At 41.4% G+C, this 25,519-nt stretch carries 25 protein-coding genes; 17 read left to right on the top strand and 8 right to left on the bottom strand.

Features of this window, described 5'->3' with window-relative positions; all coding sequences use genetic code 11:
• Positions 1-75: 75 nt before the first annotated feature.
• Positions 76-609 carry a YfiT family bacillithiol transferase gene (locus ACWPWY_RS02375; protein ID WP_454190220.1) on the top strand — a complete coding sequence of 178 codons (534 nt, stop codon included), beginning with the start codon at positions 76-78 and terminating at the stop codon, positions 607-609.
• Positions 610-690: 81 nt separating this feature from the next.
• Here ACWPWY_RS02375 and ACWPWY_RS02380 read toward each other — a convergent pair whose 3' ends face one another.
• The 4 genes from ACWPWY_RS02380 to ACWPWY_RS02395 are packed head-to-tail and all read right to left on the bottom strand — an operon-like array spanning position 691 to position 4,235.
• Positions 691-1,626 carry an alpha/beta fold hydrolase gene (locus ACWPWY_RS02380; protein ID WP_454190221.1) on the bottom strand — a complete coding sequence of 312 codons (936 nt, stop codon included), beginning with the start codon at positions 1,624-1,626 and terminating at the stop codon, positions 691-693.
• A gap of 41 nt (positions 1,627-1,667) precedes the next feature.
• Positions 1,668-2,639: a type I phosphomannose isomerase catalytic subunit gene (locus ACWPWY_RS02385; RefSeq protein ID WP_454190222.1), complete on the bottom strand. Its 972-nt coding sequence runs from the start codon at positions 2,637-2,639 to the stop codon at positions 1,668-1,670.
• A 57-nt stretch (positions 2,640-2,696) separates the two neighbouring features.
• Entirely contained in the window at positions 2,697-3,281 is a 585-nt protein-coding gene (locus ACWPWY_RS02390; protein ID WP_454190223.1) for a class I SAM-dependent methyltransferase, read from the bottom strand.
• A gap of 6 nt (positions 3,282-3,287) precedes the next feature.
• Positions 3,288-4,235, bottom strand: coding sequence for a TIGR01212 family radical SAM protein (locus tag ACWPWY_RS02395; RefSeq protein WP_454190224.1), 948 nt, complete (start codon positions 4,233-4,235; stop codon positions 3,288-3,290).
• Between the two features lie 291 nt (positions 4,236-4,526).
• Between ACWPWY_RS02395 and ACWPWY_RS02400 the strand changes: the two genes are divergently transcribed.
• The 3 genes from ACWPWY_RS02400 (at position 4,527) to ACWPWY_RS02410 (ending at position 7,153) form a co-directional block, all read left to right on the top strand.
• On the top strand, positions 4,527-4,724 hold the full coding sequence (locus ACWPWY_RS02400; protein WP_191797726.1) for a hypothetical protein: 198 nt from the start codon (positions 4,527-4,529) through the stop codon (positions 4,722-4,724).
• A 149-nt stretch (positions 4,725-4,873) separates the two neighbouring features.
• Entirely contained in the window at positions 4,874-5,623 is a 750-nt protein-coding gene (trmB, locus tag ACWPWY_RS02405) for a tRNA (guanosine(46)-N7)-methyltransferase TrmB (protein WP_454190225.1), read from the top strand.
• Between the two features lie 171 nt (positions 5,624-5,794).
• On the top strand, positions 5,795-7,153 hold the full coding sequence (locus ACWPWY_RS02410) for an IS1182 family transposase (protein ID WP_454190226.1): 1,359 nt from the start codon (positions 5,795-5,797) through the stop codon (positions 7,151-7,153).
• A 107-nt stretch (positions 7,154-7,260) separates the two neighbouring features.
• On the opposite strand, the gene ACWPWY_RS02415 is transcribed toward ACWPWY_RS02410, so the two are convergent.
• Both ACWPWY_RS02415 and ACWPWY_RS02420 read right to left on the bottom strand, forming a co-directional pair.
• Positions 7,261-8,394 carry an MGDG synthase family glycosyltransferase gene (locus tag ACWPWY_RS02415; RefSeq protein WP_454190227.1) on the bottom strand — a complete coding sequence of 378 codons (1,134 nt, stop codon included), beginning with the start codon at positions 8,392-8,394 and terminating at the stop codon, positions 7,261-7,263.
• A gap of 55 nt (positions 8,395-8,449) precedes the next feature.
• Complete coding sequence (locus tag ACWPWY_RS02420) at positions 8,450-8,977, bottom strand: phosphatase PAP2 family protein (RefSeq protein WP_454190228.1); 528 nt, start codon at positions 8,975-8,977, stop codon at positions 8,450-8,452.
• Positions 8,978-9,533: 556 nt separating this feature from the next.
• On the opposite strand from ACWPWY_RS02420, the gene ACWPWY_RS02425 reads away from it, so the two are divergent.
• The 9 genes from ACWPWY_RS02425 (at position 9,534) to ACWPWY_RS02465 (ending at position 17,981) form a co-directional block, all read left to right on the top strand.
• Positions 9,534-10,772, top strand: a complete 1,239-nt coding sequence (locus ACWPWY_RS02425; protein WP_454190229.1) for a glycosyltransferase family 2 protein — start codon at positions 9,534-9,536, stop codon at positions 10,770-10,772.
• Between the two features lie 262 nt (positions 10,773-11,034).
• Positions 11,035-11,529 carry a translation initiation factor IF-3 gene (infC, locus tag ACWPWY_RS02430; protein ID WP_191798616.1) on the top strand — a complete coding sequence of 165 codons (495 nt, stop codon included), beginning with the start codon at positions 11,035-11,037 and terminating at the stop codon, positions 11,527-11,529.
• A 30-nt stretch (positions 11,530-11,559) separates the two neighbouring features.
• Positions 11,560-11,760, top strand: a complete 201-nt coding sequence (gene rpmI, locus ACWPWY_RS02435; RefSeq protein ID WP_191797736.1) for a 50S ribosomal protein L35 — start codon at positions 11,560-11,562, stop codon at positions 11,758-11,760.
• Positions 11,761-11,833: 73 nt separating this feature from the next.
• Entirely contained in the window at positions 11,834-12,193 is a 360-nt protein-coding gene (rplT, locus tag ACWPWY_RS02440; RefSeq protein WP_160032823.1) for a 50S ribosomal protein L20, read from the top strand.
• Between the two features lie 455 nt (positions 12,194-12,648).
• Complete coding sequence (locus ACWPWY_RS02445) at positions 12,649-13,680, top strand: BMP family lipoprotein (protein WP_454190230.1); 1,032 nt, start codon at positions 12,649-12,651, stop codon at positions 13,678-13,680.
• A 135-nt stretch (positions 13,681-13,815) separates the two neighbouring features.
• Entirely contained in the window at positions 13,816-15,354 is a 1,539-nt protein-coding gene (locus tag ACWPWY_RS02450; RefSeq protein ID WP_454190231.1) for an ABC transporter ATP-binding protein, read from the top strand.
• Positions 15,347-16,426 (top strand): ABC transporter permease, encoded by a 1,080-nt coding sequence (locus ACWPWY_RS02455; protein WP_454190232.1) that lies wholly within the window; start codon positions 15,347-15,349, stop codon positions 16,424-16,426. Before ACWPWY_RS02450 ends, ACWPWY_RS02455 begins: the two co-directional genes overlap by 8 nt.
• A gap of 2 nt (positions 16,427-16,428) precedes the next feature.
• Positions 16,429-17,403 carry an ABC transporter permease gene (locus ACWPWY_RS02460; RefSeq protein WP_454190233.1) on the top strand — a complete coding sequence of 325 codons (975 nt, stop codon included), beginning with the start codon at positions 16,429-16,431 and terminating at the stop codon, positions 17,401-17,403.
• A 152-nt stretch (positions 17,404-17,555) separates the two neighbouring features.
• The gene (locus ACWPWY_RS02465; protein WP_454190234.1) at positions 17,556-17,981 is read left to right on the top strand and encodes a hypothetical protein; all 426 of its coding nucleotides are present in this window, start codon (positions 17,556-17,558) and stop codon (positions 17,979-17,981) included.
• Positions 17,982-18,111: 130 nt separating this feature from the next.
• Here ACWPWY_RS02465 and ACWPWY_RS02470 read toward each other — a convergent pair whose 3' ends face one another.
• A complete protein-coding gene (locus tag ACWPWY_RS02470) occupies positions 18,112-18,564 on the bottom strand; it encodes a GNAT family N-acetyltransferase (RefSeq protein WP_454190235.1) in 453 nt (150 codons plus the stop codon).
• Between the two features lie 575 nt (positions 18,565-19,139).
• On the opposite strand from ACWPWY_RS02470, the gene ilvB reads away from it, so the two are divergent.
• The 4 genes from ilvB to ACWPWY_RS02490 all read left to right on the top strand — a co-directional run bounded on the left by ilvB (position 19,140) and on the right by ACWPWY_RS02490 (position 24,254).
• Positions 19,140-20,885: a biosynthetic-type acetolactate synthase large subunit gene (ilvB, locus tag ACWPWY_RS02475; protein WP_454190236.1), complete on the top strand. Its 1,746-nt coding sequence runs from the start codon at positions 19,140-19,142 to the stop codon at positions 20,883-20,885.
• Between the two features lie 3 nt (positions 20,886-20,888).
• The gene (gene ilvN / locus ACWPWY_RS02480) at positions 20,889-21,371 is read left to right on the top strand and encodes an acetolactate synthase small subunit (protein WP_454190237.1); all 483 of its coding nucleotides are present in this window, start codon (positions 20,889-20,891) and stop codon (positions 21,369-21,371) included.
• Between the two features lie 234 nt (positions 21,372-21,605).
• Positions 21,606-22,598: a ketol-acid reductoisomerase gene (gene ilvC / locus ACWPWY_RS02485; RefSeq protein WP_454190238.1), complete on the top strand. Its 993-nt coding sequence runs from the start codon at positions 21,606-21,608 to the stop codon at positions 22,596-22,598.
• Between the two features lie 114 nt (positions 22,599-22,712).
• Entirely contained in the window at positions 22,713-24,254 is a 1,542-nt protein-coding gene (locus ACWPWY_RS02490; RefSeq protein WP_454190239.1) for a 2-isopropylmalate synthase, read from the top strand.
• Positions 24,255-24,379: 125 nt separating this feature from the next.
• On the opposite strand, the gene ACWPWY_RS02495 is transcribed toward ACWPWY_RS02490, so the two are convergent.
• On the bottom strand, positions 24,380-25,360 hold the full coding sequence (locus tag ACWPWY_RS02495; RefSeq protein WP_454190240.1) for an aldo/keto reductase: 981 nt from the start codon (positions 25,358-25,360) through the stop codon (positions 24,380-24,382).
• Positions 25,361-25,519 lie beyond the last annotated feature (159 nt).

The raw sequence follows: 25,519 nt of genomic DNA on the forward strand, positions 1-25,519 counted from the left end.
AGAAGGACAGGTACGCGCAACTGATGTGGCGGCTTGTTCTTCTTTTTATATCATTTTTAGTAGGAGGAAACGGAAATGCTGAGTATCGTAGAGTTACAATATCCGATTGGGCAAGAGAAAGTTAAGCCCATAAATGAGGAAAACCTCAAAGAATGGATTAAAAATCTAGAAGAGTTACCTCAGAAGCTGAAAGAGGCGGTAGCGAATTTATCCGATGAACAGTTAAATACGGCTTATCGTCCGGAGGGCTGGTCAGTTAGGCAAGTTGTCCATCATGTGGCAGATAGCCATATGAATAGTTTTATTAGGTGTAAGCTCGCTTTAACAGAGAACAGTCCAACGATCACACCTTACGAAGAAACGTTATGGGCTGAACTGCCTGACGCAAGTGAAATGCTGATTACCCCCTCCTTAAACATCATAGAAGGACTACATACACGCTGGACTACATTACTTCATTCCATGTCACCTGAAGAATATCAGCGTACATTTTATCACCCGGGTTCTCAGAAGATGATAACCCTTGGCGAGTGTGCACGTCTCTATTCGTGGCATAGTCTTCATCATACAGCTCATATTACTTCACTTCGCGAGCGAATGAAGTGGTAGACATAGTACGACAAAAAACCTCTCTTGTCATTGAATGATGCATTCAAATTCAAGAAAGGTTTTTGATGTGAATATGATAGATTATACGGAAGAAGGTACATGACGAAGGAGCCAATCGGCGACATGTTCTTCTACTTCTTTACGGTTAATTTCATGAAGCATTTCATGTCTGCCTTCCGGGTAGATCCGATATTCCAAATCTCTTATTTGAAGTTCTTTATACATTTCTATTAGATTACGGACTCCTTTGCCATGCATACCTACAGGGTCATTCTCACCAGAAAAGATATAGACTGGCTTATCTTTAGGAATATCAGCAAGATGATGAGGAAGATGTATTTCCATAAGCAGTTCGAAAAAGCTTTGGTAGAAACGAGCCGTGCATAAAGAGCCGCATAAAGGGTCATCTATAAACTTCCGCACTTCTTGTTCATCCCTTGATAACCAGTCAAAAGGAGTAGCAGCAGGACGAAAGGAGCGGTTAAATCCACCAAATACAATGGCATTGAGAATAAAACTACGATGCTGCTTGCCTTGAATAAAGCTTTGCAGGTGAGCGAGAGTTTGACCCAGCTTCAGTAAATTTCTTTTCCCATTAGAACCGGATAGAATATAGCCTTCATACAAATGAGGACCTGCACACATTACCTTTTGAGTAAGGAAGGAACCCATACTGTGTCCAAGTAAAAAAATAGGTAAGTCAGGATGTTCTTGGCGTATAAACTTTCCTAGTTCGCCCATATCTTTTGCCATCCACTTAAAGGCGTCGGGTCCGCCATCTCCCAGCATCCCCTGATCAACAGCGGTTTTACCATGACCACGATGATCATTGGCATATATGATGAACCCGTGTTTAGTCAAGCATTCAGCCAGCTCTTTATAGCGCTTCGCTGTTTCGGACATCCCGTGTGCGATTTGAACAATCCCCTTAATAGGTACTTCATCTTCCGGAGTCCACCGATACACAAAGACATTGACCTCATCACTATCCAGCATTTGAAACGTATATTCCTGCATGACTAAATCCTCCTTCCAATATGAATGGCGGTTACTAATAATTAAGGAAGATAAGAACGCAAAACGGTCGTATTTCCTTTAAGCGTGTAACTTCCAAGGGTAGAAGGAAGTAGATAACATTGACCCGCTTTTAGATCAAGTTCTTCCGTATCATTCCAAATTAATTGGCCGCTGCCTTCACATACAACGAGAATAGTAAAACTCTCTTCCGTCGTGGACAGGTTCCAAGAATCTGCTACAATTCCTTTTTCGACGACAAAATAAGGACAAGAAGCAAGTGTAAGCCACTTACCAGGAACAGACTGATTTGTTTTCATCGAAGTAGCTCCTGTATTTTTGAACACGGTTACGTTTAAGGAATCTTCGATATGAAGTTCGCGAGGTTTACCGTCAAGACCAGGGCGGTTGTAGTCAAAAATTCGGTAGGTCGTATCTGAGTTTTGCTGAATTTCGGCAACTAACACACCGGCACATAAGGCATGAACAGTACCTGCTGGGATAAAGAAGGAATCTCCCGCTTCTACAGATACTTCCTGTAGTGTATCCATTACCGTACCGTTTTCAAGTACGTCACGCAGCTGATCGTGAGTAACATTTTCTTTTAATCCATATATAATTTTAGCGTCCGGTTTTGCATCAAGCACATACCACATTTCTGTTTTGCCGAGTTCCCCTTTTGGAAGTCCAGCATAATCATCGGTAGGATGAACTTGAATGGATAGATCATCATTACAATCCAGCAATTTAATGAGCAGAGGGAAACGCCCCCCTTGTTCGGAAACCCCCTTATTACCAAGCCAATCCCGTCCGTACGTTTCTCTTATTTCGTCAAGGCCAAGACCTGCTAATTCCCCGTTAAGCACTTTTGTTGTTCCATTTGGGTGATCAGCGATCATCCAACCTTCCCCAATATGTCCATCAGGTATCGTAAGACCAAATTGTTCTAAAGCGCGACCGCCCCATACTCTTTCCTTAAACTCGGGCTGAAATTGCAACGGATAAGGCTTATGCATGATTATTCTCTCCTTATGATATGAATTTAGTCTTTCTTCTACCCATATTAGATTCTGTTATTTTTTCTCAATAGCGATGAGATAGGGGGAAGAGGCTCTTTGCAACTGTCTGTATATAACTGCTTGCCCAATAGCGATAGGAAGTTTGCCAGCCCACTCCGTAACTGCATGTGCTTCTTCATCGCCTCCTTTGTGTCCGGGATATAATACGACAGTCAGGATTCCTTTGGGTCTAAGTAAATCAAGCGATACTTCCAAAGCAGAGATCGTAGTTGCAGTAAGCGTGATAACAGAAGGATCAGCTTGATCCGCCGGCAGATATCCAAGATTGAACATGACGGCTCCGATATGACCATGAAAATGGGAAGGGATATAATTGCTCATATCCCCATGACTTTGTCTAAAGAAGGTGACGGGAGCGAGTTTATCTTGATCAGCGGTATCCGCAAATCTTTTTTTTGCAAGGTCAATTGCTTGTTCTTGGATATCAAAGCCAAAGACCTGCCCTTTCGATCCAACAGTCCGTGCCAAAAATAAAGTGTCTGCTCCTGTCCCTACCGTAGCATCAATGGCTGTGTCGCCAGGACGCAGCCTGTCCGCTGTCCAAAGGTGAGCACAGCTAAGAATAGATCGAAAACCCATAAATTATTATCCCCTCCAGTATTTCCCTTGCCAAGTATTACGAGCTTTTAGCTCGGCGTCAATACCATTTAATACTTCCCACTTTTTAAGGGACCACATCGGGCCGATCAAAAGATCCCTTGGGGCATCTCCCGTTAGGCGGTGAACAATCATGTCCGGCGGCAAAATTTCAAGTGAATCTACAATAAGTTTTATATATTCGTCTTGTTCCAGAAAACGGAGAAGACCTGCTTCGTATTGTTTTACCATCGGTGTTTTGCGCATAAGGTGAAGGAGATGGATCTTGATTCCTTGTACACCCATGTTTGCCACTGCCCTTGTTGTCTCTAGCATCATTTCATGGGTTTCTTGAGGAAGTCCATGAATAATATGTGTACATACACGGATATTGTGTTTTCTTAGCTTTTCAACAGCTTCTATATAGCATTTTGTATCATGTGCCCGATTAATTAACTGAGAAGTTGAATCATGAATCGTTTGCAGACCCATTTCGATCCATAGATATGTGCGTTCATTGAGTTCAGCAAGATATTCAACCACATCATCTGGTAAACAGTCCGGGCGTGTCGCGATTGATAAACCCACTACTCCAGGCTGTTTCAAAATCACTTCAAAGTAATCTCGCAGTTCTTCAACTGGAGCATAAGTGTTGGTGTAGGCCTGGAAATATCCAATGTATTTGGCATTAGGCCACTTTTGATGCTGACGGTCACGGATGGTATTAAACTGCGTAACCAGATCATTTCTTCTCGATCCTGCAAAATCGCCCGAGCCTCTCGCGCTGCAGAAAGTGCAGCCGCCTTTTGCGATCGAACCGTCTCGGTTGGGACAAGTAAAACCAGCATCGAGCATGACTTTAAATACCTTATTGTCAAACTGCTCCCGCATTTCATAGTTCCATGTGTGGAATCGTTTGTCTCCCCACAATAAGGGGGAGGAAGTTGGTAAATTCATTTCAATACTCCTTTTCACTAAGTTCGTTCTATATATGAAAAACAAGTTCATAATTGAGTTAACGATAACCTTTTCTATTGTATCAAAAAGCTTTATAAAAAGGGAATTCTCTCCCATAAAATAGAGAAAAAGATCACAGACAAAATTTTAAAAAATAAGCGCTTTCCTATTGTAAACCTTACACAGTAATGTTATATTATAACTAGGTCAGACCTTAAAATTATTGCTTACAATTTCGCTAGAATTCATACATTTTGCTCGTCTCGGCCATACTAATAATGAGGTGATAACATGAATTCGATAATAAAAGCAGGACAGAACAAAGTCACGGTTGAGCTTACAGCGGATGAAGCGCTAGCACTTACGGGAGTAAGATTCAATAACAACCCACAAGTAGAAACAATTGCGAAGAAAAAAATACGAAGAGCCTTCGAAAAGACATTTGATTTTTCTACCCAAGATAAGGTAGACTATGAACTGTTAAAGTAGTTGGACCCCAATTCCAAATAAATGAAAAAGGAATTATATGCCGTGCCTTATGGGTACAGTGTGTGATTCCTTTTTCTTTTATCTTTACTTTTCACTCATATTTAGGCACAATTAATGCCGATGAATTTTTTATATAACGGAGGAGAGTTATGCGTTTAAGGGGCAGAAAAGGGATTCGTGAAAGTTTAGAAGAGCAAAAGGACCTTGTTATTCTGAATCCTGCTGATTATAAAGGAAAATGGTCGGAATTGTTTGGAAACGATAGACCAATTCACGTTGAATTCGGTATGGGTAAAGGACAGTTTATCAGTCAAATGAGTTATCGAAACAAGGAAGTCAATTATATCGGAATTGATATGTATGATGAGCTTGTCCGCCGTGCAAGTGATAAGGCTAGATTGGCATGGGAGCCAGAAGGGGTAGAAACTCCACCAAACCTTAAATTGGCACTGGCGAACATTGAAGATATTCTCGATGTTTTTGAGAAAAATGAAGTGGAACGAATATATTTGAACTTCAGTGATCCGTGGCCTAAATCAAAACATGCAAGAAGAAGACTGACTCATCCGCGTTTTCTTGATAAGTATAAAGAGGTGCTGAACAACTTGGGGCAGATTCACTTCAAGACGGACTCTGAAACTCTATTTGAGTTCTCACTTAACTCATTTGCTGATTACGGTCTCCAAATGACTAATATTTCTCTTAACTTGCACCGCGATGGAATCAATGAAGAACATGTAATGACAGAGTATGAACAAAAATTTATGGGCAAAGGAATGAACATTCACCGTGTAGAGGTTATTATTGGTGAACAAGCCCTTGCTGAATATAATGCAACGCGTTTGAAAAAGTATCGTTTAACAGAAAGTACAGGCAAACAAGAACAAGAACAAAATTAAAAAAAATTGGGAATGTTTACGTGCTTGTCCTCATAACATTTGAATAGTGGAAAATAAAAAAGGTGCCCTTATAAAGGCACCTCAGACTGTAGACAAACTAGCTTAAAATAGTTTGCCTGCAGTCTTTTTTATTTTACAATAGTAGTAACTACTTTATTTGAGGTGACAATCATGCTAACGAAACAATCATCCACTCAGCGTGACCAACTTGAAATGGTTGCCCTGGATCAACTCGTGCCAGAAGATCATTTGGTTCGCAAAATCGAATCAGCGATCGACTTTTCTTTCATCTACGATTTGGTTCAGGATCATTATTCGGAAATTGGACGACCTAGCATCGATCCGGTCATCTTAATTAAACTACCTCTTATTCAATATACCTTTGGTATTCGTTCCATGCGAAAAACGATCGAAGAAGTACAGACCAATATGGCGTATCGTTGGTTTTTGGGCTATGGATTTTATGATAAAGTTCCGCATTTCTCTACTTTCGGAAAGAACTACGAACGTCGTTTTAAAGATACAGATCTATTCGAACAGATTTTCTACCGTATTTTGCGGACTGCAGCAGAGAAACATTTACTCAGTGCGGAGCATGTTTTCATCGATTCTACACACGTAAAAGCGAGCGCGAACAAACGAAAATTCGAAAAGAAGGTTGTACGCAAAGAAACAAGAGCGTACCAACGCAAACTGGAAGAGGAAATTAACCAAGACCGGGACGACCACGATAAAAAGCCATTTCCGCCGGACTCTTTCAAAAAAGAAGAAGAAAAGGAAATCAAACAAAGCACAACGGACCCTGACAGCGGCTACTATGTCAAAGATGAACGGACCAAACAATTTGCTTATTCGTTTCACGCAGCAGTAGACCGAAACGGATTTGTACTCGGTAACATCGTCACTCCCGGAAATGAACATGACAGTCACTTGCTTGTGCCCCTCGTAGAATTGGTAAAAGAAAAGATTGGAAAACCTGTAGCAGTGGCAGCCGATGCGGCCTACAAAACACCTTGGATTAGCAAGTATTTATTAGAGCAAGGGGTTACTCCTGCGCTGCCTTATACGCGTCCACGTTCTCAAAAAGAAGGTTTTCAAAAAAATGACTACATGTATGATGAATATTTTGACGTCTATTTATGTCCTGCTAACGTGGTATTACCTTACTCGACTACCAATAAAGAAGGGTACCGAGAATACAAATCTCCAAAAGAAATTTGTAAATCGTGTCGTTATTTGTCCATGTGTACAGAGAGCAAAAACCACCAAAAAGTAGTGACGCGACATGTATGGCAAAACCACTTAGAAGAAGTAGAGCATCTAAGACAGCACCAGCATGTAAAACAAATCTATGCGAAACGAAAAGAAACGGTGGAACGGGTATTTGCAGATGCAAAAGAAAAGCATGGCATGCGATGGACAACCCTACGAGGGCTGAAAAAATTGTCCATGCAGGCGATGCTTACGTTTGCTGCCATGAATCTGAAGAAGATCGCGAGATGGTCGTGGAACAGACCAATCCCGGCGTAAATCAGGTAGAAACCCGTCTGATTTATTCTTGAAAAGAAGTAGAAATGACAAAAGGCATTCCGAATGTATACATTCCGAATGCCTTTTGTCTACAATCTGAGGTGCCCTTATAAAGGCACCTTTCTTGTTTCGACCATTTCAATGATGCTTTTAGCACTCTGCATCGGGTGAAATTTCTCGATTTCTTTTAAATGACGCTCTCTTGTTTCGACAATTGATTCATACTCACTAAGGAGACGGTTCATCCATTTTTCGACCACATCTAAAGAGGTGATGGGTTCTCCAAGTCCTTGTTCTGTGAAATATAGACAATTTTCTTCTTCCTGACCAGGTAAGGGGTTATGAAACAGCATTGGAATCCCTTTAGCGAGTCCTTCTGAACAAGTCATTCCGCCAGGTTTCGTCACAAGAACATCAGCTACTTCCATCAGCTTGTCGATTTCTCTGGTGAATCCCATGATATGAATGTTGGGCTTTTGATAAAGTGGGTTCTGTTCCATATGGGCCCTGGCTTTGTCGTTATTTCCCAGTACATAAATCAATTGTACCTTTTGTTGCCACTGAGCAAGGTACTCATTGACAATTTCATCGGTCATGAGTCCCCAGCCGCCATCCATGACAAGGACCGTAGGCATGTCTTTCAGCTCGAACCTGAGGCGGATCTCTTCACGACTTGGATGTTCCCAAAAATTCGGATGAACCGGAATACCGGTCACCTGAATTTTATTTTTTGGAACACCACGGTCAATGAGCTTGATCTGAACTTCAGTGGTTGAAACCAGATACCGATCGACTTCTGGGCTGATCCAAGTTCCATGAACATCATAGTCCGTTATAACAGTGCATAACGGAACTTCAACTCCTAGACGCTTGAGACGAGCGATGACAGCACTTGGTATAGGATGAGTGCAAACAATAATGTCGGGTTTAAGCTGTCTTACAATGCTCCTGGTGTGGGTATAAAAAAGTCTGTGTAAGGCGAGCGTTGCAAAACGATTAATTGGTTTTTTGTACTGTTTTCGATACATAAGTGCAACAAGCTTGGGTTGTTTTGTAATCGTTCTTTTGTAAGCATTTATAATGAGGGGAGCAACATGCGGATTGAGAAAACTCCCTAATTCAAGCACTTTCGTCTGCACATCAGATGAGAGTCTCCTTAAACTGCTCGAGAGTGCGTATGCTGCTTGAGTATGTCCGGCTCCGAAACCTTCAGATAATAACAACACTCTTTTTTTGGTCACTCTCAGCTCACCTGTTCCTTGCTCTTTGTTTTCTATCATTCAAAGATACTAAACATTATGGCCAAAATGCAACCGTTCCGAGTGCAACTGAAGTCCCAATTACTGCACCGGCAAGTACGTCAGAAGGATAATGTAATCCAAGATAGATTCTTGAAAAACCGACAATGCTTGCTAAAGGCAGCAGAACGATTGTTACACTGGGTACGATCATCATAAAAGGAACCGTGACAGAAAAAATCGCGGTAGTATGACCAGATGGAAAAGAATGATCAGATAAGGGATTACGAAAAGTATTTGTACCAGGCAGCGCCAAATAAGGTCTGATCCTAGGATACAGCTTCTTAGCTGCTGCAACAGGAATATGACTAATTGCTAAGGATACACAAGCCATATAACCAGCTTGTCTCCATGGCTCAGGTGCCGATGTAGCTATGAGAAGAGAAGCTGCGATCGTAAACGTTGCCCCACCCAAATGAGTTAAGTAGTAAAGCCAGAAATTTAGAAAACGGTTATGAAGACGTCCGTTAATCCACATAAAAATTTTTTGTTCGAATGCTTGTAGTCTTACGAAAAAACGGCTCATATAACATCCCCCTGCATCAATTGCGTCCACAATGAGTATTAATCCTAGTTTATCATATTTTTAAATGATATCCCTTTCAATAATAACCCATGTACACCCTGTAAAAAAACAGTGGTTTTGACTTTACCCAAGAAAAAAATATAAAATGATTCAAGCCACCAAATCTGGTTTAAAAAATTTAGAGGTATGTTTAAACCTTTTGCCTGCTTTTTGCGTTTAATATTTAGATCTTATTCCTGCATTTAGAAATAAATAAAAATGGAGGACAGAAAGATCAAATAAAAAACGCGTAATCGGATGAAAATAAGACTTAACTGCTATGAATGAAGGCTTGAAGTAGTTCTTATAGAGAAATCAGCCCAAAAGAACGCTTTATTGCCGAGATGCTGTCATTTGAGGATTTTGACAAAACTTCAGAAAGCATACAAAATCGAGTAGGCAGTTAAGAATAGTGGTGAAGATATAGAAATTGAACAAAGAACGGGTCATGTACTACAAAAAAAGATGTGCGTAAAAAAAGAGAAGCTCATATTAAAGAGGGGGTAGCAGAGAACAAATGTTTAATGCGATATTTGTGACGTTCCAAGTGATCTTGGCGTTTCTTGCTGTGTATCAGTTTAGTTTTTCTCTGTTCGGTCTGATTAAAAAGAAGAAGAAACAACAGTTTCCGCCGAACAAGTCATTTGCTGTATTGGTTGCTGCTCACAATGAGGCAGAAGTTATTGGAGCCTTGCTTGAGAATATGAAAAAGTTGGATTATCCCAAAGAGTTGTATGATGTGTTTGTGATCTGTGACAACTGTACAGATAATACAGCTGAAATTGTTAGAGCACATGGAATGAACGCCTGTGTCAGAGTAAATCCAGAACAACGCGGTAAAGGTTATGCGATTGAGTGGATGCTCAAAGAACTATGGAGCATGCCAAGACAGTATGATGCAATCGTTATGTTCGATGCAGATAATCTGGCAGCTACGAATTTCCTTCAAGAAATGAATAATGATTTGAATCGCGGAGCTCGCGTTATTCAAGGATATATCGATACAAAGAATCCAGAAGACTCCTGGATTACAGCTGCTTACGGTATTTCTTACTGGTATATTAACCGTTTGTGGCAGTTGTCCCGTCATAACCTGAATATGGCTAACTTTTTAGGTGGTACGGGAATGTGTTTTGAAAGTAAACTTCTTAAAGATATGGGCTGGGGAGCTACATCCCTGGTAGAAGATCTAGAGTTCACAATGCGTGCTGTAGAACGTGATGTGTATCCTGTGTTTAACTATGACGCTAAGGTGTTTGACGAGAAGCCACTTACATTTAAAGCTTCTGCAAGACAACGTCTACGCTGGATGCAAGGTCACTTCACAGTAGCGAGAAGATATTTCTTTCCACTGATATGGAAAAGTATCAAGCAAGGCAGTCTGGTTAAATTTGACCTCGCTGTATACAGTGCGAACGTGTATGTAGTATTACTGACGTTTCTTATGACGGCGGTCAGCCTGATCGATATTACGTTGTTTAAAGGTCCGAATATCACAAATATTTACGGATACCTGCCATTATGGGTAGGATTTATTGCTATTTTGGCAAACGTCGTTACATTCCTAGCGTCTCTTGCACTAGAGAAGGTTAAAATCAAGAAGGTGTATACATCACTTATCTTGTTCCCGATCTATCTGTTATCCTGGTATCCAATTACGCTTTATGCGTTCTTTACACAGAATAACAAACAATGGAGTCACACGAAGCATACTCGTGTTGTTCGCTTGGAAGAAGTACAGAGCAAACAAGGATAAAAAAATATATTTTGTGCTTGACGGTTTGTATGAGCTATGTTATATTAATCAAGTGATTGTTTACGGAATCATAAGAAGAAGGTACGACTTCTCACCTGATCGGCTGAAGCTGACGGGTACGATCCCAATGATTTGTGAAACTTGATTTTTCATGAAGAATTGTCGATTGTTCAGGGATGTCGGTAGCCTACCGGCATCCCTATTTTTTTTCGAATGGGTATCGATAACGACATGGAGGTGGACAGTTATTAGTAAAGAACACATGATTAATGATGAAATTCGGTCGAAGGAAGTTCGTTTGGTTGGAGCTGAAGGGGAGCAAATTGGGATTACACCAATTCGCGAAGCATTGCAGATGGCTGCAGATCTCAACTTAGACTTGGTGAATGTAGCGCCGCAGGCTAAACCGCCAGTATGTCGCATTATGGACTACGGTAAATTCCGCTATGAGCAACAAAAGAAAGAAAAAGAAGCACGTAAGAATCAAAAGATTGTGGACATTAAGGAAGTTTGGTTCCGCTCTAACATAGAGGAACACGACTACCAAACAAAACTTCGCAATGTAGTTAAGTTCTTGAAGGACGGCGACAAAGTGAAGTGCTCCGTCCGCTTCCGCGGACGTGAGATCGCCCATGCGGATATCGGTCAAAAGATTTTGGAACGCGTTAAAGTAGAAGTTGCTGAAATTAGCAGCATCGAACGTCAACCTAAACTTGAAGGTCGTAGCATGATTATGATTTTGGCTCCAAAAGCTTGAGCCAGTTAAACTTGGAGGAGGAAATACAAAATGCCTAAAATGAAAACTCACAGCAGTCTGAAGGGTCGTTTCAAAATTACAGGTACTGGTAAAGTGAAACGTTATAAAGCATACAGAAACCATTTGCTTTCCCACAAATCCAAACGTGCAAAACGCGTTCTTGCTGGTAGCCCGGTTATGGCACCTGGAGATGTTAAGCGTCTGAAACAAGGTTTGTCTAACCTTAAATAGTCTCGTAATGCCAACAACTGCATCTAAGCAGTACAACTACTAAACATATATATTTTCTGGGAGGTCTTCTAATATGGCAAGAGTAAAGGGCGGATTCGTTGTTCGTCGTCGTCATAAAAAAGTATTGAAACTTGCTAAAGGTTATTTTGGTTCTAAACACCGTATCTTTAAAACAGCTAATGAACAAGTAATGAAATCCATGGTATATGCATACCGTGACCGTCGTACAACAAAACGTAACTTCCGTAAATTGTGGATCGTTCGTATCAATGCAGCAGCTCGCATGAACGGATTGTCTTACAGCAAATTCATGCACGGTTTGAAACTCGCTGGAGTTGACATGAACCGTAAAATGCTCGCTGATCTTGCAGTGAACGATATCAATGCATTCAACTCTTTGGCTGTTGTAGCTAAAGAAAAAGTGAACGCATAATTTAATAATATGTTGCCGCCGTTATAGGCGGCTTTTTTATGGACATATTTAGGTTTGTTTACATAAATGAACTAGGTCTTCTGTCATAATGACTTGAACCATTCTTTTTGTAGAAGACTTAAAATAGTGCAAATGATAATTGGAATTCAAGGAAGTAAAAGGGATACAGAAGATACTTATATGGCAAGGAAAGTCACATGCAAGTTACATTAACGTGTTAAATTACGAAAGTAAAAACGTTTTCATTCCTTTTTTGCTATAAAAATTCAAAATTAAGTGATGAAACTGCTGGATTTTAAAAAAGGATGATTGTATAATCACACCTAGTAGGACAGTCCTACTTGAACTTCTCATTCGCTTGAACTGTAAAGTGCTCGATTAAGATTAATTGTCACAAGCAGCAGAGCTAATGAAAGATTCAAGAAGGCAATATTTTAAGGGGGAACAATTCCAAGATGAAGAAAGTATTGAGTTTGTCTCTAAGTATGATCCTTGCAGCATCAGTTGCACTTGCCGGTTGCGGTAATGACAACAGCAGTAGTTCGCAAGGTAGCGATGGAAACGAAGGAGCAGCAAAATCTGACGTACAAATCGGTATGGTAACGGATGTCGGCGGTGTAAACGACAAATCCTTTAACCAATCTGCTTGGGAAGCTCTGCAAGCTGTAGAAGCGGAATCAGGCGCAAAAGTTAAATATTTGCAGAGTAAATCGGATAGTGAATATAACACAAACCTAAACGAGTTCGTACAAAACAATTATAATCTTACTTGGGGAATTGGATACCAGTTGGCTGATGCTATTAAAACGGTAGCTGAACAAAACCCAGAATCAAATCTTGCGATTATTGACAGCGTTGTAGATGCGCCAAATGTGAAATCTGTTACTTTTGCAGAAGAACAAGGCTCTTTCCTCGTAGGTGTAATTGCTGGTAAAATGACAAAAACGAACAAAATCGGTTTTGTTGGTGGACAAGCTAGCCCACTCATCAAGAGATTTGAAGTTGGATTCAGAGAAGGTATTAAAGCTGTAAATCCTGATGCTAAATTTATTCCTACTTACACGGGTAACTTTGATAAACCTGACGAAGGAAAAACAGCGGCAGCTACACTCTACAATGATGGAGTAGATATTATCTTCCACGCTGCTGGTGCAACAGGTACAGGCGTATTCAATGAAGGTCTCTCCCGTAAAAAATCTGGTCAAGATGTTTGGGTAATCGGTGTAGATAAAGACCAATCCATCGAGTTTGGTGATGAAATCACACTGACTTCCATGATCAAAAAAGTAGATGAAGCAGTTAAAAAAGTATCACTTGAGTTAGTAAATGGTACTTTCAAGGGTGGAGTTGAAGAGCTTGACCTTGCCGATAACGGTGTAGGTATAGCGGAGACATCAACAGCTAACGTTCCTGAAGATGTTCTGAAGCTCGTTGACGAGTATAAAGAAAAAATCATCAGCGGCGAAATTGTTGTTCCTACTGAGTAGTTAAAATAGTACCGTTTCTTTCGTAAAAGTAGATACGATGTAAATAAGTATAATGACAAGGCTGGTTAACAGAACTAGCCTTGTTGTCACGTCTAGGGCCATAATTACTAATAAATTTTATATAAGGGTGATCTCATGGGTGCAGCAACTCCTGTAGTAGAGTTAAAGCAAATCACAAAACGCTTCCCAGGTATAGTCGCCAATGATTCCATTAGTTTGCAGCTGCACAAGGGTGAAATCCATGCGCTGCTGGGGGAGAATGGTGCGGGTAAGTCCACGTTGATGAATATCGTATTTGGGTTGTATCAGCCTGATGAAGGCAGCATAGAAGTTAACGGAAAGCCTGTGTTAATTGATAGTCCGAACAAAGCAATTGAACTAGGAATTGGAATGGTCCATCAGCATTTTAAGCTGGTGCAACCTTTTACTGTAGCTGAGAATATTATACTGGGTTCTGAACCAAAAAGAGGACTGGGTATTAACTATAAAAAGGCAGTAGCAGAGGTCAAACGTTTATCTGAAATGTATGGATTACAAGTTAATCCAAACGCCAAAATTGAAGATATATCTGTAGGTATGCAGCAACGTGTTGAGATTCTTAAAACGCTGTATCGCGGAGCTGAAATTCTCATTTTTGACGAACCAACAGCGGTACTAACACCACAGGAAATAACGGAATTACTTGTGATTATGAAGAAGCTCGTTGCAGAAGGAAAGTCTATTATTTTGATTACTCATAAACTGAAAGAAATTATGGAGATTTCTGATAAAGTTACAATTATCCGCCGCGGGAAAGTGATTGACTCGGTTAAAACTTCCGAGACTTCTCCAAATGATCTAGCAGCTAAAATGGTAGGACGAGAAGTCACTTTCAAGGTCGATAAGAAACAGGCTGAGCCTAAAGAAGTGGTTCTTGATATTCGTAATCTTACATCCAAGAATCAAGACCACATCTCTGTTCTTGATCAATTAAATCTGCAAGTGCGAGCTGGTGAAATTGTCGGGATTGCCGGAGTGGATGGTAATGGGCAAAGTGAACTGATCGAGGCTATTACTGGACTGCGTAAAGTAGATTCCGGAAGTATTAAACTCAATGGCAAAGAGATTAAGAATCAATCCCCTCGCAAAATTTCAGAATCAGGGGTAGGTCATATCCCAGAGGATCGTCATAAACATGGTCTGGTACTTGACTTCTCCGTAAGTGAAAATATGGTGCTTGAATCATACTACAAAGAACCATTTTCAAAGAACGGATTTCTGGATTTTAAAGAGATTGATAAGCATACGGTAAAATTGGTGGAAGCATTTGATGTAAGAACACCAAGTATTGATACGAAATCTCGTGCGCTCTCTGGTGGTAACCAGCAGAAAGCAATCATTGCGAGAGAAGTGAATAAAAACCCGGATTTACTTATCGCTGCACAGCCGACACGTGGGTTGGACGTTGGTGCCATTGAATTCGTACAAAAACAACTCATTGCCCAGCGAGATCAAGGAAAAGCTGTTCTTCTTATTTCTTTTGAGTTAGATGAAATTATGAATGTATCTGACCGGATCGCTGTTATCTATGAAGGACATATCGTAGGTGAAGTACTGCCAGAGGAAACAAATGACCAAGAACTCGGACTTATGATGGCAGGCAGCATGAAGAAGAGAGGTGCAGCGGGTGAATAATGTATTAAAATGGTTTACGAAGGACTCATTTATCTATCCAGTAGTAGCTATTATTATGGGTTTATTCTTGGGTGCATTCGTTATGCTGATTGGTGGATATAATCCGATTACGGCTTACGGTGCACTGATTGATAAAGTTTTTGGAAGTACCTATAACTTTGGTGAAGCAATTCGAGAGATGACTCCGCTCCTCATGACGGGTCTGGCTTTCGCTTTTGCATCGCGAGCAGGTTTGTTTAACATCGGGGCAGAAGGTCAGTATATCGTAGGTATGACCGCGGCTACGTTTATCGGGATTAAATTTACTAGTTTACCCGTACTCATTCATGCTCCGCTTGCTCTCATTGCCGGGGCAATCGCAGGTGGACTTTGGGCTTCTGTAGCGGGTTTTCTTAAAGCGAAACGCGGAGTTAACGAAGTTATCACCAGTATTATGATGAACTGGATTGCTCTTTATATGGCTAATCTTGTAGTAAGGCAGTTCCTTCTTATGCCTGGTGAAAATCGTTCAGAACAAATTCAGCCTAGTGCGTCGATCGCGATCGGCTGGTTGTCTGAACTGATGAACAATTCTCGTGTTCACTGGGGAACTTTAATTGCCTTGGTAGCAGCCTTGTTTTTCTATATTTTCATGTGGAAGACAAAACAAGGTTTTGAGCTGCGTGCCGTTGGTTTTAACCATCATGCCGCAGAATATGCCGGGATGAAAGTAAACCGTAATGTAGTAAAGGCGATGTTTATCAGTGGAATATTTGCTGGTCTTGGCGGTGCGTTCCAAGTGCTTGGGGTGTTTGGGTATCAAACCGTGTTCCAAGGTTCTCCAGGTATCGGATTTGACGGAATCGCCGTTGCTCTGATTGGTATGAATCATCCACTCGGTGTTGTATTAGGAGCTGTTCTATTCGGTGGATTAACATATGGTTCCTCCGGAATGAGCTTTGCTGCGGATGTTCCTCCAGAATTGATCCGAATCGTAATCGGTTCGATCATCTTCTTTATAGCTGCACAAGGAATTGTGCGCTGGGTGCTTAAACCCTTTAACTCCAAGCGCAAGAAAGAGAAGGTGTTGTAAACATGGACTTCATAACCCTTTCTGGACAACTGATTAATACCACACTCGTTTTTGCAACTGCACTTGTTTTTGCTGCGCTAGGTGGTATCTTCTCCGAGCGTTCCGGGGTAACGAATCTCGGGATCGAAGGTTTTATGATTTTCGGAGCTTTTGCAGCGGGTGTCACAGCTCACTATGCACAAGACGCAGGCATGTCTGGAGAATCCGCAGCGGTGATCGGTCTTATTGCTGCTGCCGTATTCGGACTGATTGTATCTCTTATTCATGCCGTAGCTTCGATCACTTTTAAAGCAGATCAAATTATTAGCGGTATCGTTATTAACTTCCTGGCTGCAGGGAGCACCTTGTATATGGTTAAATTACTCTTTGATGGTTCGGGAGAAACTCCGCTAATTCGTGGTTTTGAAAAATGGGACCCTGTCTTATTCGGTATAGAGTTAAAGGAAATTCCGTTCATTGGTAATGTATTTATTAATCATTATCCGACTACGTTTTTAGCTATATTGTTCGTTATTATTGCATACTACTTCTTGTATAAAACGCCTTATGGACTGCGTCTTCGTTCTGTCGGGGAGCACCCAAGTGCGGCAGATACAATGGGGATTAACGTTACGAAATATAGATATGTTGCAGTTATGGTTAGTGGAGCACTAGCAGCTATTGGTGGTGCAACGCTAACTCTTACAACAACGGGAGTGTTCTCACATAATACAATTTCTGGACAAGGATACATTGCTATTGCTGCTATGATTTTTGGTAAATGGAATCCTATCGGTGCATTTGGCGCTGCCTTATTCTTCGGATTGTCTCAAGCAGTTCGTAACTATATTCAAATATTCGAATGGTCTCAGGCTATTCCCCAGGAAATTATTTTCATGTTGCCGTATGTACTTACCATTGTCGTATTGGTCGCTGCAGTAGGTCGCTCTTCTGCCCCAGCTGCACTCGGACAACCATACGATCCAGGCAAACGATAAAATTGGGATTAGAAAATGGGCAGATAACCCGAAGGTGTTCACATTCATGTGTACACCTTCGGGTTTTTTTGTACATGCAGGACATAGGAACAGGCAAATCTCTGATCTATGAATAGAATAATAGTGAATTCTACTCAGAAGGAGGGAGAAAGATGAGTAAATCTGTGAGCGTAAATGAAGCAAAAAAATGGATTGGACAGGAAATTGTAGCTGTTCGTAAAGATGGAACACAGGTAGCAGGAAAGCTTGTGTCTGTATCGGGTAATAAACTTATACTCGAACCGTTGGGCGGAAAAGAAGCAGGTACACGGGCGATTATTCCGTTGGTATTATTTGATCTTCTCGCAATTGGTACTTTGCCTTTTATAGGAGGCGGGGGCTTTGGCGGCCCATTTGGCGGAGGCGGTTATCAAGGTGGCTATAATGGAGGAGGCTACCAGGGTGGAGGTTATCCTGGCGGCGGTTATGGCTACGGAGGCAAACCAGGTGGTGGTTACGGTTTTGGACCAGGTCCTGGCCCAGGTCCAGGTCCAGGTTTTGGCGGAGGATATGGGTATAAAAATAAATTTTTCTACTAGTGAATCAAATTCATAATATCTTTATCTGCTTTAAATCAGGACTATATATAGATCGAAATTGTTATATTTGTCTATATATAGTTACAAATTTAGTGTTTTAATGAGTTATGAAAATTGAACTAGTAACGTTTCAATAGTTTTCTAAATTTTTTCCCATCTCATAACAACGGCCAATGTCCATATATCGAATCAATTCATAGCCTGATTTCTTATAAAAAAGTACCCCTTGATGGTTGCCTTCATCAACCATCACTTTTGATCTTTTACAACCCCGTGAGATTCCAAACTGTTCTGCTTTGAGTAACAGTTCTCTGCCGTGATTCTTCCTCTGTTGTTTCGGTGAGACTGCCATCATGTCAATATAAAGCAGATCTCCATGCATCATAAAGTGAATGAAACCGAATAAATCCGATTCGTATGTCGAAGAGGATACGAAAGAAATTCCCCTTGATAATCTGAAGGGGATTTCTTTTATGACTTGGTCGATGTCCTGCTTGCTCATGTGAGAGAGAGGGACCAATTGTGTTTTAATGAGTTCCATGATAGCAGAGTCATCCTGTTTAGGTCTTCGATTTCGAATCATGGAAAACACCTCCTTTTGAGCAAGTTCTTGTTGAAATAGTATATGTATAGACGGGATAACAGGTGTTATTTTCCAGGGTAAAACAGTTGATATAGCAAGGTTTGTACAAAAAATGTAATACTTTTGAAAAATAAAGTGTTGACTATTTCCATAAATGAATCATATAATGTTCCTAACATTTAACCGCTATAGTTCATCGGCAATGATGAGGACGAAGTTGTAAGGGCGCTTATGCTCAGAGAGTGGACGGAATATGCTGCAAGCTCCACCATAATCCCTTATATACGAGCTCACCTCGGAGCTGTTTTCCTGAAAGGCAGTTTGCTTATTAGGGAAAATCGTAAGTCTACGTTACAGACATTAGGTAAGAAGATGGGGTGGGGTTATTTACCTTACTATTCTTCTACTTGCTAAGGTCGGATTCTGTGAGGAATCAGACAAAACTGGGTGGTACCACGGAAGAAACAACCTTTCGTCCCTTGCGAGGCACATATTGTGTCCGCTTGAGATGAGAGGTTTTTTTGTTTTCTTGTATGCAAGTTCAATGTAGTTCTTAAGAAGGGGGAGATCTTAGAGTGAATGCACATAATCCTGAAATGCGGTCAACAGATCAACTACGAGAGAAATGGATGAAGCCGGAAGTCATTACCGGTTCGGATATCTTGCTACGAAGCTTGCTCCTCGAAGGTGTTGATTGTGTGTTTGGTTATCCGGGCGGAGCAGTACTTTATATTTATGATGCGATGTATGGATTCGAAGATTTCAAACATCTTCTTACACGTCATGAACAAGGTGCTATTCATGCGGCTGATGGTTATGCACGTGTAAGTGGAAAAGTAGGGGTATGTATTGCTACTTCAGGTCCTGGTGCTACAAACCTCGTTACTGGAATTGCAACTGCGTATATGGATTCAGTACCTCTTGTTGTCATCACAGGAAATGTCATTTCAAACCTGATTGGTACCGATGCATTCCAGGAAGCTGATATTACGGGAATTACCATGCCCATCACAAAACATAGTTATCTGGTACGAGATGTTGAAGATTTGCCTCGGGTTATTCACGAAGCATTCCACATTGCGAATACAGGTAGAAAAGGGCCGGTACTTATTGATATTCCTAAAGATATCTCATCAGCGAAAACCCTTTTCAAACCTCAAACGGAACCTGTGCAGATGAGAGCTTACAATCCAAAAGTGATTCCAAACCGGATCCAGCTCGATAAACTGCATCAAGCCATTCAAGAAGCAGAACGTCCAGTCATTCTAGCTGGAGGCGGGGTTGTATATTCCGGAGGACATGAAGCACTTTACGAATTTGTTAAACAAACGGAAATTCCGATTACAACTACACTTCTTGGACTCGGAGGGTTCCCAAGCGGTCATGAATTGTGGATGGGAATGCCCGGAATGCATGGAACATATACAGCAAATCATGCGATTCAACAAGCAGACCTCCTAATCAGCATCGGTGCAAGATTTGATGATCGGGTTACGGGAAAACTGGATGGTTTTGCACCAAAAGCAAAAATTGTTCACATTGATATTGACCCAGCTGAGATTGGTAAAAACGTTGCTACTGATATTCCTATTGTAGGTGACGTGAAAACCGTTCTAGAAATTCTTAATCAAGATGCAGCTCGTGCAGATAAGGCAGATGCATGGCGGGAACAGATCAAGGAATGGAAAGGCGATCGTCTCTATAACTACAAGGATTCGGATGAAGTCTTAAAGCCACAATGGGTTATTGAAATGTTGAATGATACTACAAACGGCAGTGCAATTGTAACGACAGATGTAGGTCAACATCAAATGTGGGCTGCACAATATTATAAATTTAATCAGCCTCGTTCATGGGTTACTTCTGGTGGTCTTGGTACCATGGGATTCGGATTCCCTTCTGCGATTGGTGCACAGATGGCTCATCCAGATCGACTGGTCATTTCCATCAATGGAGATGGCGGAATGCAAATGTGTTCTCAAGAACTTGCGATCTGCGCGATAAACAAAATTCCGGTTAAGATTGTGGTAATTAACAATCAGGTGCTTGGAATGGTAAGACAGTGGCAGGAATTAATTTACGATAATCGGTTTAGTCATATTGATCTTTCAGGTAGTCCTGATTTTGTGAAATTGGCCGAAGCGTATGGAGTAAAAGGCCTGCGGGCCACAAACAAAGAGGAAGCTCAGCAAGCTTGGGAAGAAGCGATGAATACCGATGGACCTGTACTTGTCGAATTTGTAGTGAATAGGGACGAAAATGTATATCCGATGGTAATGCAGGGTTCGACAATTGATCAAATGCTGATGGGAGATGCATAAATCATGAATAGACATACGATTGCCGTGCTGGTAAACGATCAGCCAGGAGTGCTTCAACGGGTATCAGGTCTGTTCGGTCGCCGTGGATTTAACATCGAAAGTATTACAGTAGGTCAATCGGAAGAAGCAGGTTTATCTCGAATGGTCATTGTAACACTTGGAGACGACAAATTACTCGAGCAAATTGAGAAGCAACTATACAAATTGATTGATGTAATTAAGGTAGTTAATCTTAGTTCAAATCCAATGGTAGGACGCGAACTAGCGTTGATAAAAGTAAAAGCAGATCCTTCGGAACGACCTGAAGTGATGGGGCTCGTAGAAACTTTCCGCGCTTCAGTCGTGGATATAGGAAATACATCTTTGATGGTACAGGTTGTAGGGGATACAGAAAAGATTGATGCAATGATTGAGCTTCTGAAGCCTTACGGAATCCGCGAATTATCCAGAACCGGAGTTACTGCCATGGTTAGAGGCAATGTATAAAAACTTATTAGGGTGAATAGTTAATTCATGGAATTGTCATTCATTCTCTTTTTTACAGTAATAGTTTAGTCATTCACCGCGACATAAAATCACAGTCCTGAAGAATGGGCGGGGGTTTGAGGGGATTGCTGCTACTTCATAACTAAAGCCGATGAGTAGTCTGGGAGAATAGTCCCTTGAAACACCCGCTCATTCATGCAGGGTTTCTTTACAAATCAAAGGAGGATTTTAACAATGGCAGTTACAACGTACTATGAACAGGATGCAGAACTTAGTGTATTGAAAGGTAAAACCATCGCCGTAATCGGATATGGTAGTCAGGGACATGCTCAGGCACAAAACTTGCGTGACAGTGGACTAAATGTAGTAATCGGTCTACGCGAAGGTAAATCATTCCAAGTCGCTCAAAATGATGGTTTTGAAGTACTTTCCGTAGCAGAGGCAACAGGCCGTGCTGATGTCATTCAAATTTTGATGCCGGATGAAACTCAAGCTTCGGTTTACAAAAATGAAATTGAGCCTAACTTGAAAAAGGGCGCTACAATCATGTTCTCTCACGGTTTCAACGTTCATTTTGGTCAAATCGTTGCTCCAAAAGATAGCGATGTATTGCTTGTTGCTCCTAAATCTCCAGGACATATGGTTCGTCGTACATATGTAGAAGGTTTTGGCGTACCTGGTTTGATCGCGATTGAACAAGATGCAACAGGAAAAGCAAAAGAAATCGGTCTTGCATATGCAAAAGGGATTGGCTGTACTCGTGCTGGAGTTATCGAAACTTCTTTCCGTGAAGAAACCGAAACAGATTTGTTCGGTGAACAAGCTGTATTGTGCGGTGGTGTAAGTGCTCTCGTAAAAGCAGGATTTGAAACGCTGACAGAAGCAGGTTATGCACCAGAAATGGCATACTTCGAATGTCTGCACGAACTGAAATTGATTGTGGATTTGATGTATGAAGGCGGACTTGCAAGCATGCGTGATTCCATCAGCAACACAGCTGAATATGGTGATTATGTTACAGGTCCTCGTATTGTAACGGAAGATACAAAAGCAGCGATGAAAGCAGTTCTGACTGACATCCAACAAGGTAAATTTGCTCGTGACTTTATTCTTGAGAACCAATCAGGTCGTGCATTCCTTACAGCAACTCGCCGTAATGAAGCAAATCACCCGATTGAAGTCGTTGGCGGTCAATTGCGTGACATGATGCACTGGACTCATAAATAAGATTTGATCATAATCGAAAAATAATAAATTAGAATATTACTTCCTAAGCGGCCGTGCGATTATGCGTTGGCCGCTATAGGAGGTTAAACACAAATTTTTTTGGAGGTGCTGAGTGTGCGCAAAATTCATATCTTTGATACTACGCTGCGTGACGGAGAGCAGTCTCCTGGCGTCAATCTGAACACGCGGGAGAAACTGGAGATCGCTTATCAGCTTGAAAAATTAGGAGTGGACCGGATGGAGGCTGGTTTTCCGGCAGCCTCCCCGGGCGACCTTGCTGCAGTAAATGCCATCGCTAGAGCGGTGAAAAACTCAACCGTTATTGGACTCTCTCGTTCTAGAGAACAGGATATTGAAGCGGTACGGGAAGCACTTCAAGGAGCACAAGATCCGTGTATCCACCTGTTTCTAGCTACTTCACCAATACATCGTCAGCATAAACTTCGCATGGACAAAGCTCAGGTGCTTGATACAGCAAGATCTGCGATTCGGTATGCGAAACGTTATTTTTCTAAAATTGAATTTTCACTTGAAGATGCCGGCCGTACAGAACACGACTTCTTAGTTGAAGTGACATCGATGGCGGTACAAGAGGGAGCAGCCGTTGTAAATATCCCGGACACTGTAGGTTATTTATATCCAGAAGAATACGGTAATCTGTTCAGAATATTAAAAACGCAAGTACCAGAGATTGAAAAGGTGCAGCTCAGCGCTCATTGTCATAACGATCTAGGTATGGCGACAGCCAATACATTGGCTGCGATTATGAACGGAGCAGATCAAATTGAAGGTACAATTAATGGAATAGGGGAACGTGCCGGAAATACGGCTATTGAAGAAATAGCGATGGCTTTAGAGACACGACAAGAACTGTTTGGTGCGAAAACAACACTTCAATTATCTGAGATCGCTCGGACTAGCCGGCTGGTCAGCAGATTAACCGGTATGGTCGTTCCTGGTAATAAGGCGATCGTCGGTGCGAACGCGTTTGCTCATGAGTCAGGTATTCATCAGGACGGCATGCTCAAAGAAAAAACAACTTATGAAATCATGACACCTGAAACAATTGGACTGAAAGAAAGCAAGCTAGTACTTGGTAAACATTCAGGACGACATGCATTCCGTGAAAAATTGATTGAACTTGGATTTACCCTTCAAGAGGATGAAGTAAACCGGGCCTTTGCACAGTTTAAAGATCTTGCAGATAAGAAAAAAGAAGTGACGGATGACGATCTAATCGCTCTCTTAGAAGAAAAATTAATTGATATTCCTGAGGTGTTTAAACTCCAGGAAATGTATGTTACTTATGGAGATGCCTCGGTACCTGCTGCTAAAATCAGTCTTTGCTTGGAAGATGATAAATATGTGACCTCAGAAGCAGAAGGAAATGGCTCAGTAGATGCGATCTATAATGCGATCGATAAAGCAAGTGGAGAAGAAGTAATCCTTGCTGATTATTCTATTAAGTCTGTTACTCACGGTAAAGATGCTTTGGGTGAAGTGCATGTCGTCTTAAGGCAGGATAAAATGACGGTGCAAGGACGCGGAGTAAGTACCGACATACTTGGAGCGAGTGCGCGTGCTTATGTAGATGCCCTCAATCATCTTGTGGAGAAGCGTAAAACATATACAGAACGTATTAATGTAAATTTATAAAATTATGATGATTCGATAAAAAAAGCCCTTTTTTGGAACTTTCCTCAGCTGAGCAAAGATTCCTACAAAGGGCTTTTCGAGTAACTTTTTGTATTTATTTATCAAAACAGATTGTTATATATTGTTTACCAAGCATATGCATTAGGAGCATGACCGCCAGGTCCTGGGAAAATTTCATCTAGGCGTTTCATCGTGGATTCATCCAGGGTAACCTCAAGTGCATCTAGTGTACTTTCAAATTGCTCCATGGTTCGAGGTCCGATGATTGGAGCCGTTACAGCAGGATTTGATAGGAGCCATGCAAGGGCTACGTTATCCTGTGGTTCACCGAGTTCACGACAGAGTGCAGCAAATTGCTCTAACTGCTCCCGGTGTTGATCGATGTAAGCTGCATTATTACCAGTACGAGTGCCTTCTAACTTCTTAAGCGCATTACGTCCGAGTAATCCACCATCGAGCGGACTCCAAGGGATAATCCCAAGACCTAAATTTTGAGCAGCGGGAAGGACTTCAAGTTCAGGAAGCCGGCAGTTCAGGCTGTATTTATGCTGTTCTGAGATAAGACCGAGAAAATGCCGCTGTTTGGCAGCACTTTGGGCAACCGCAATTTGCCAGCCTGCAAAATTACTAGAACCGACATAGCCGATTTTCCCTTGTGCAATGCTGACTTCAAACGCTCCCCAAAGTTCTTCCCATGAAATGACGGGATCTACGTGATGCATTTGGTAAAGTTCAATATGATCCGTTTGAAGACGCTGTAATGATCCTTCCAGGTGACGACGAATTTTATACGCAGATAAACCTCCGTCATCGTTAGGACCATCGGTCTGATCATGCATGGAACCATAAACTTTCGTAGCTAGTACTACTCTTTCACGTCGGCCTCCGCCTTGTTTGAACCATTTACCGATAATCTTTTCGGTTAAGCCAGAGTGTTCACCCCAACCGTATACATTCGCTGTATCAAAAAAATTGATTCCTGCATCAAGAGCTGCATCCATAATTCGGAATGCCTCTTTCTCATCTGTTTCGGGACCAAAGTTCATTGTACCAAGACATAGTTTGCTTACCTTTAAACCAGACTTACCTAGGTAACTGTATTGCATAGTCCACTCATCCTTCCTCATAGGAACCAAATTTACCTTTCTATGTTATTGTAAACGGTTAATTCAAGTTCAATCAACTGATTACTTACAAATCTCTGAACTTAGATGCACCTGTTATAGTCTAAACCTATTAAAGCAATAGATTCTATATCTTGGTCA

The sequence above is a fragment of the Paenibacillus sp. Marseille-Q7038 genome (assembly GCF_965111595.1).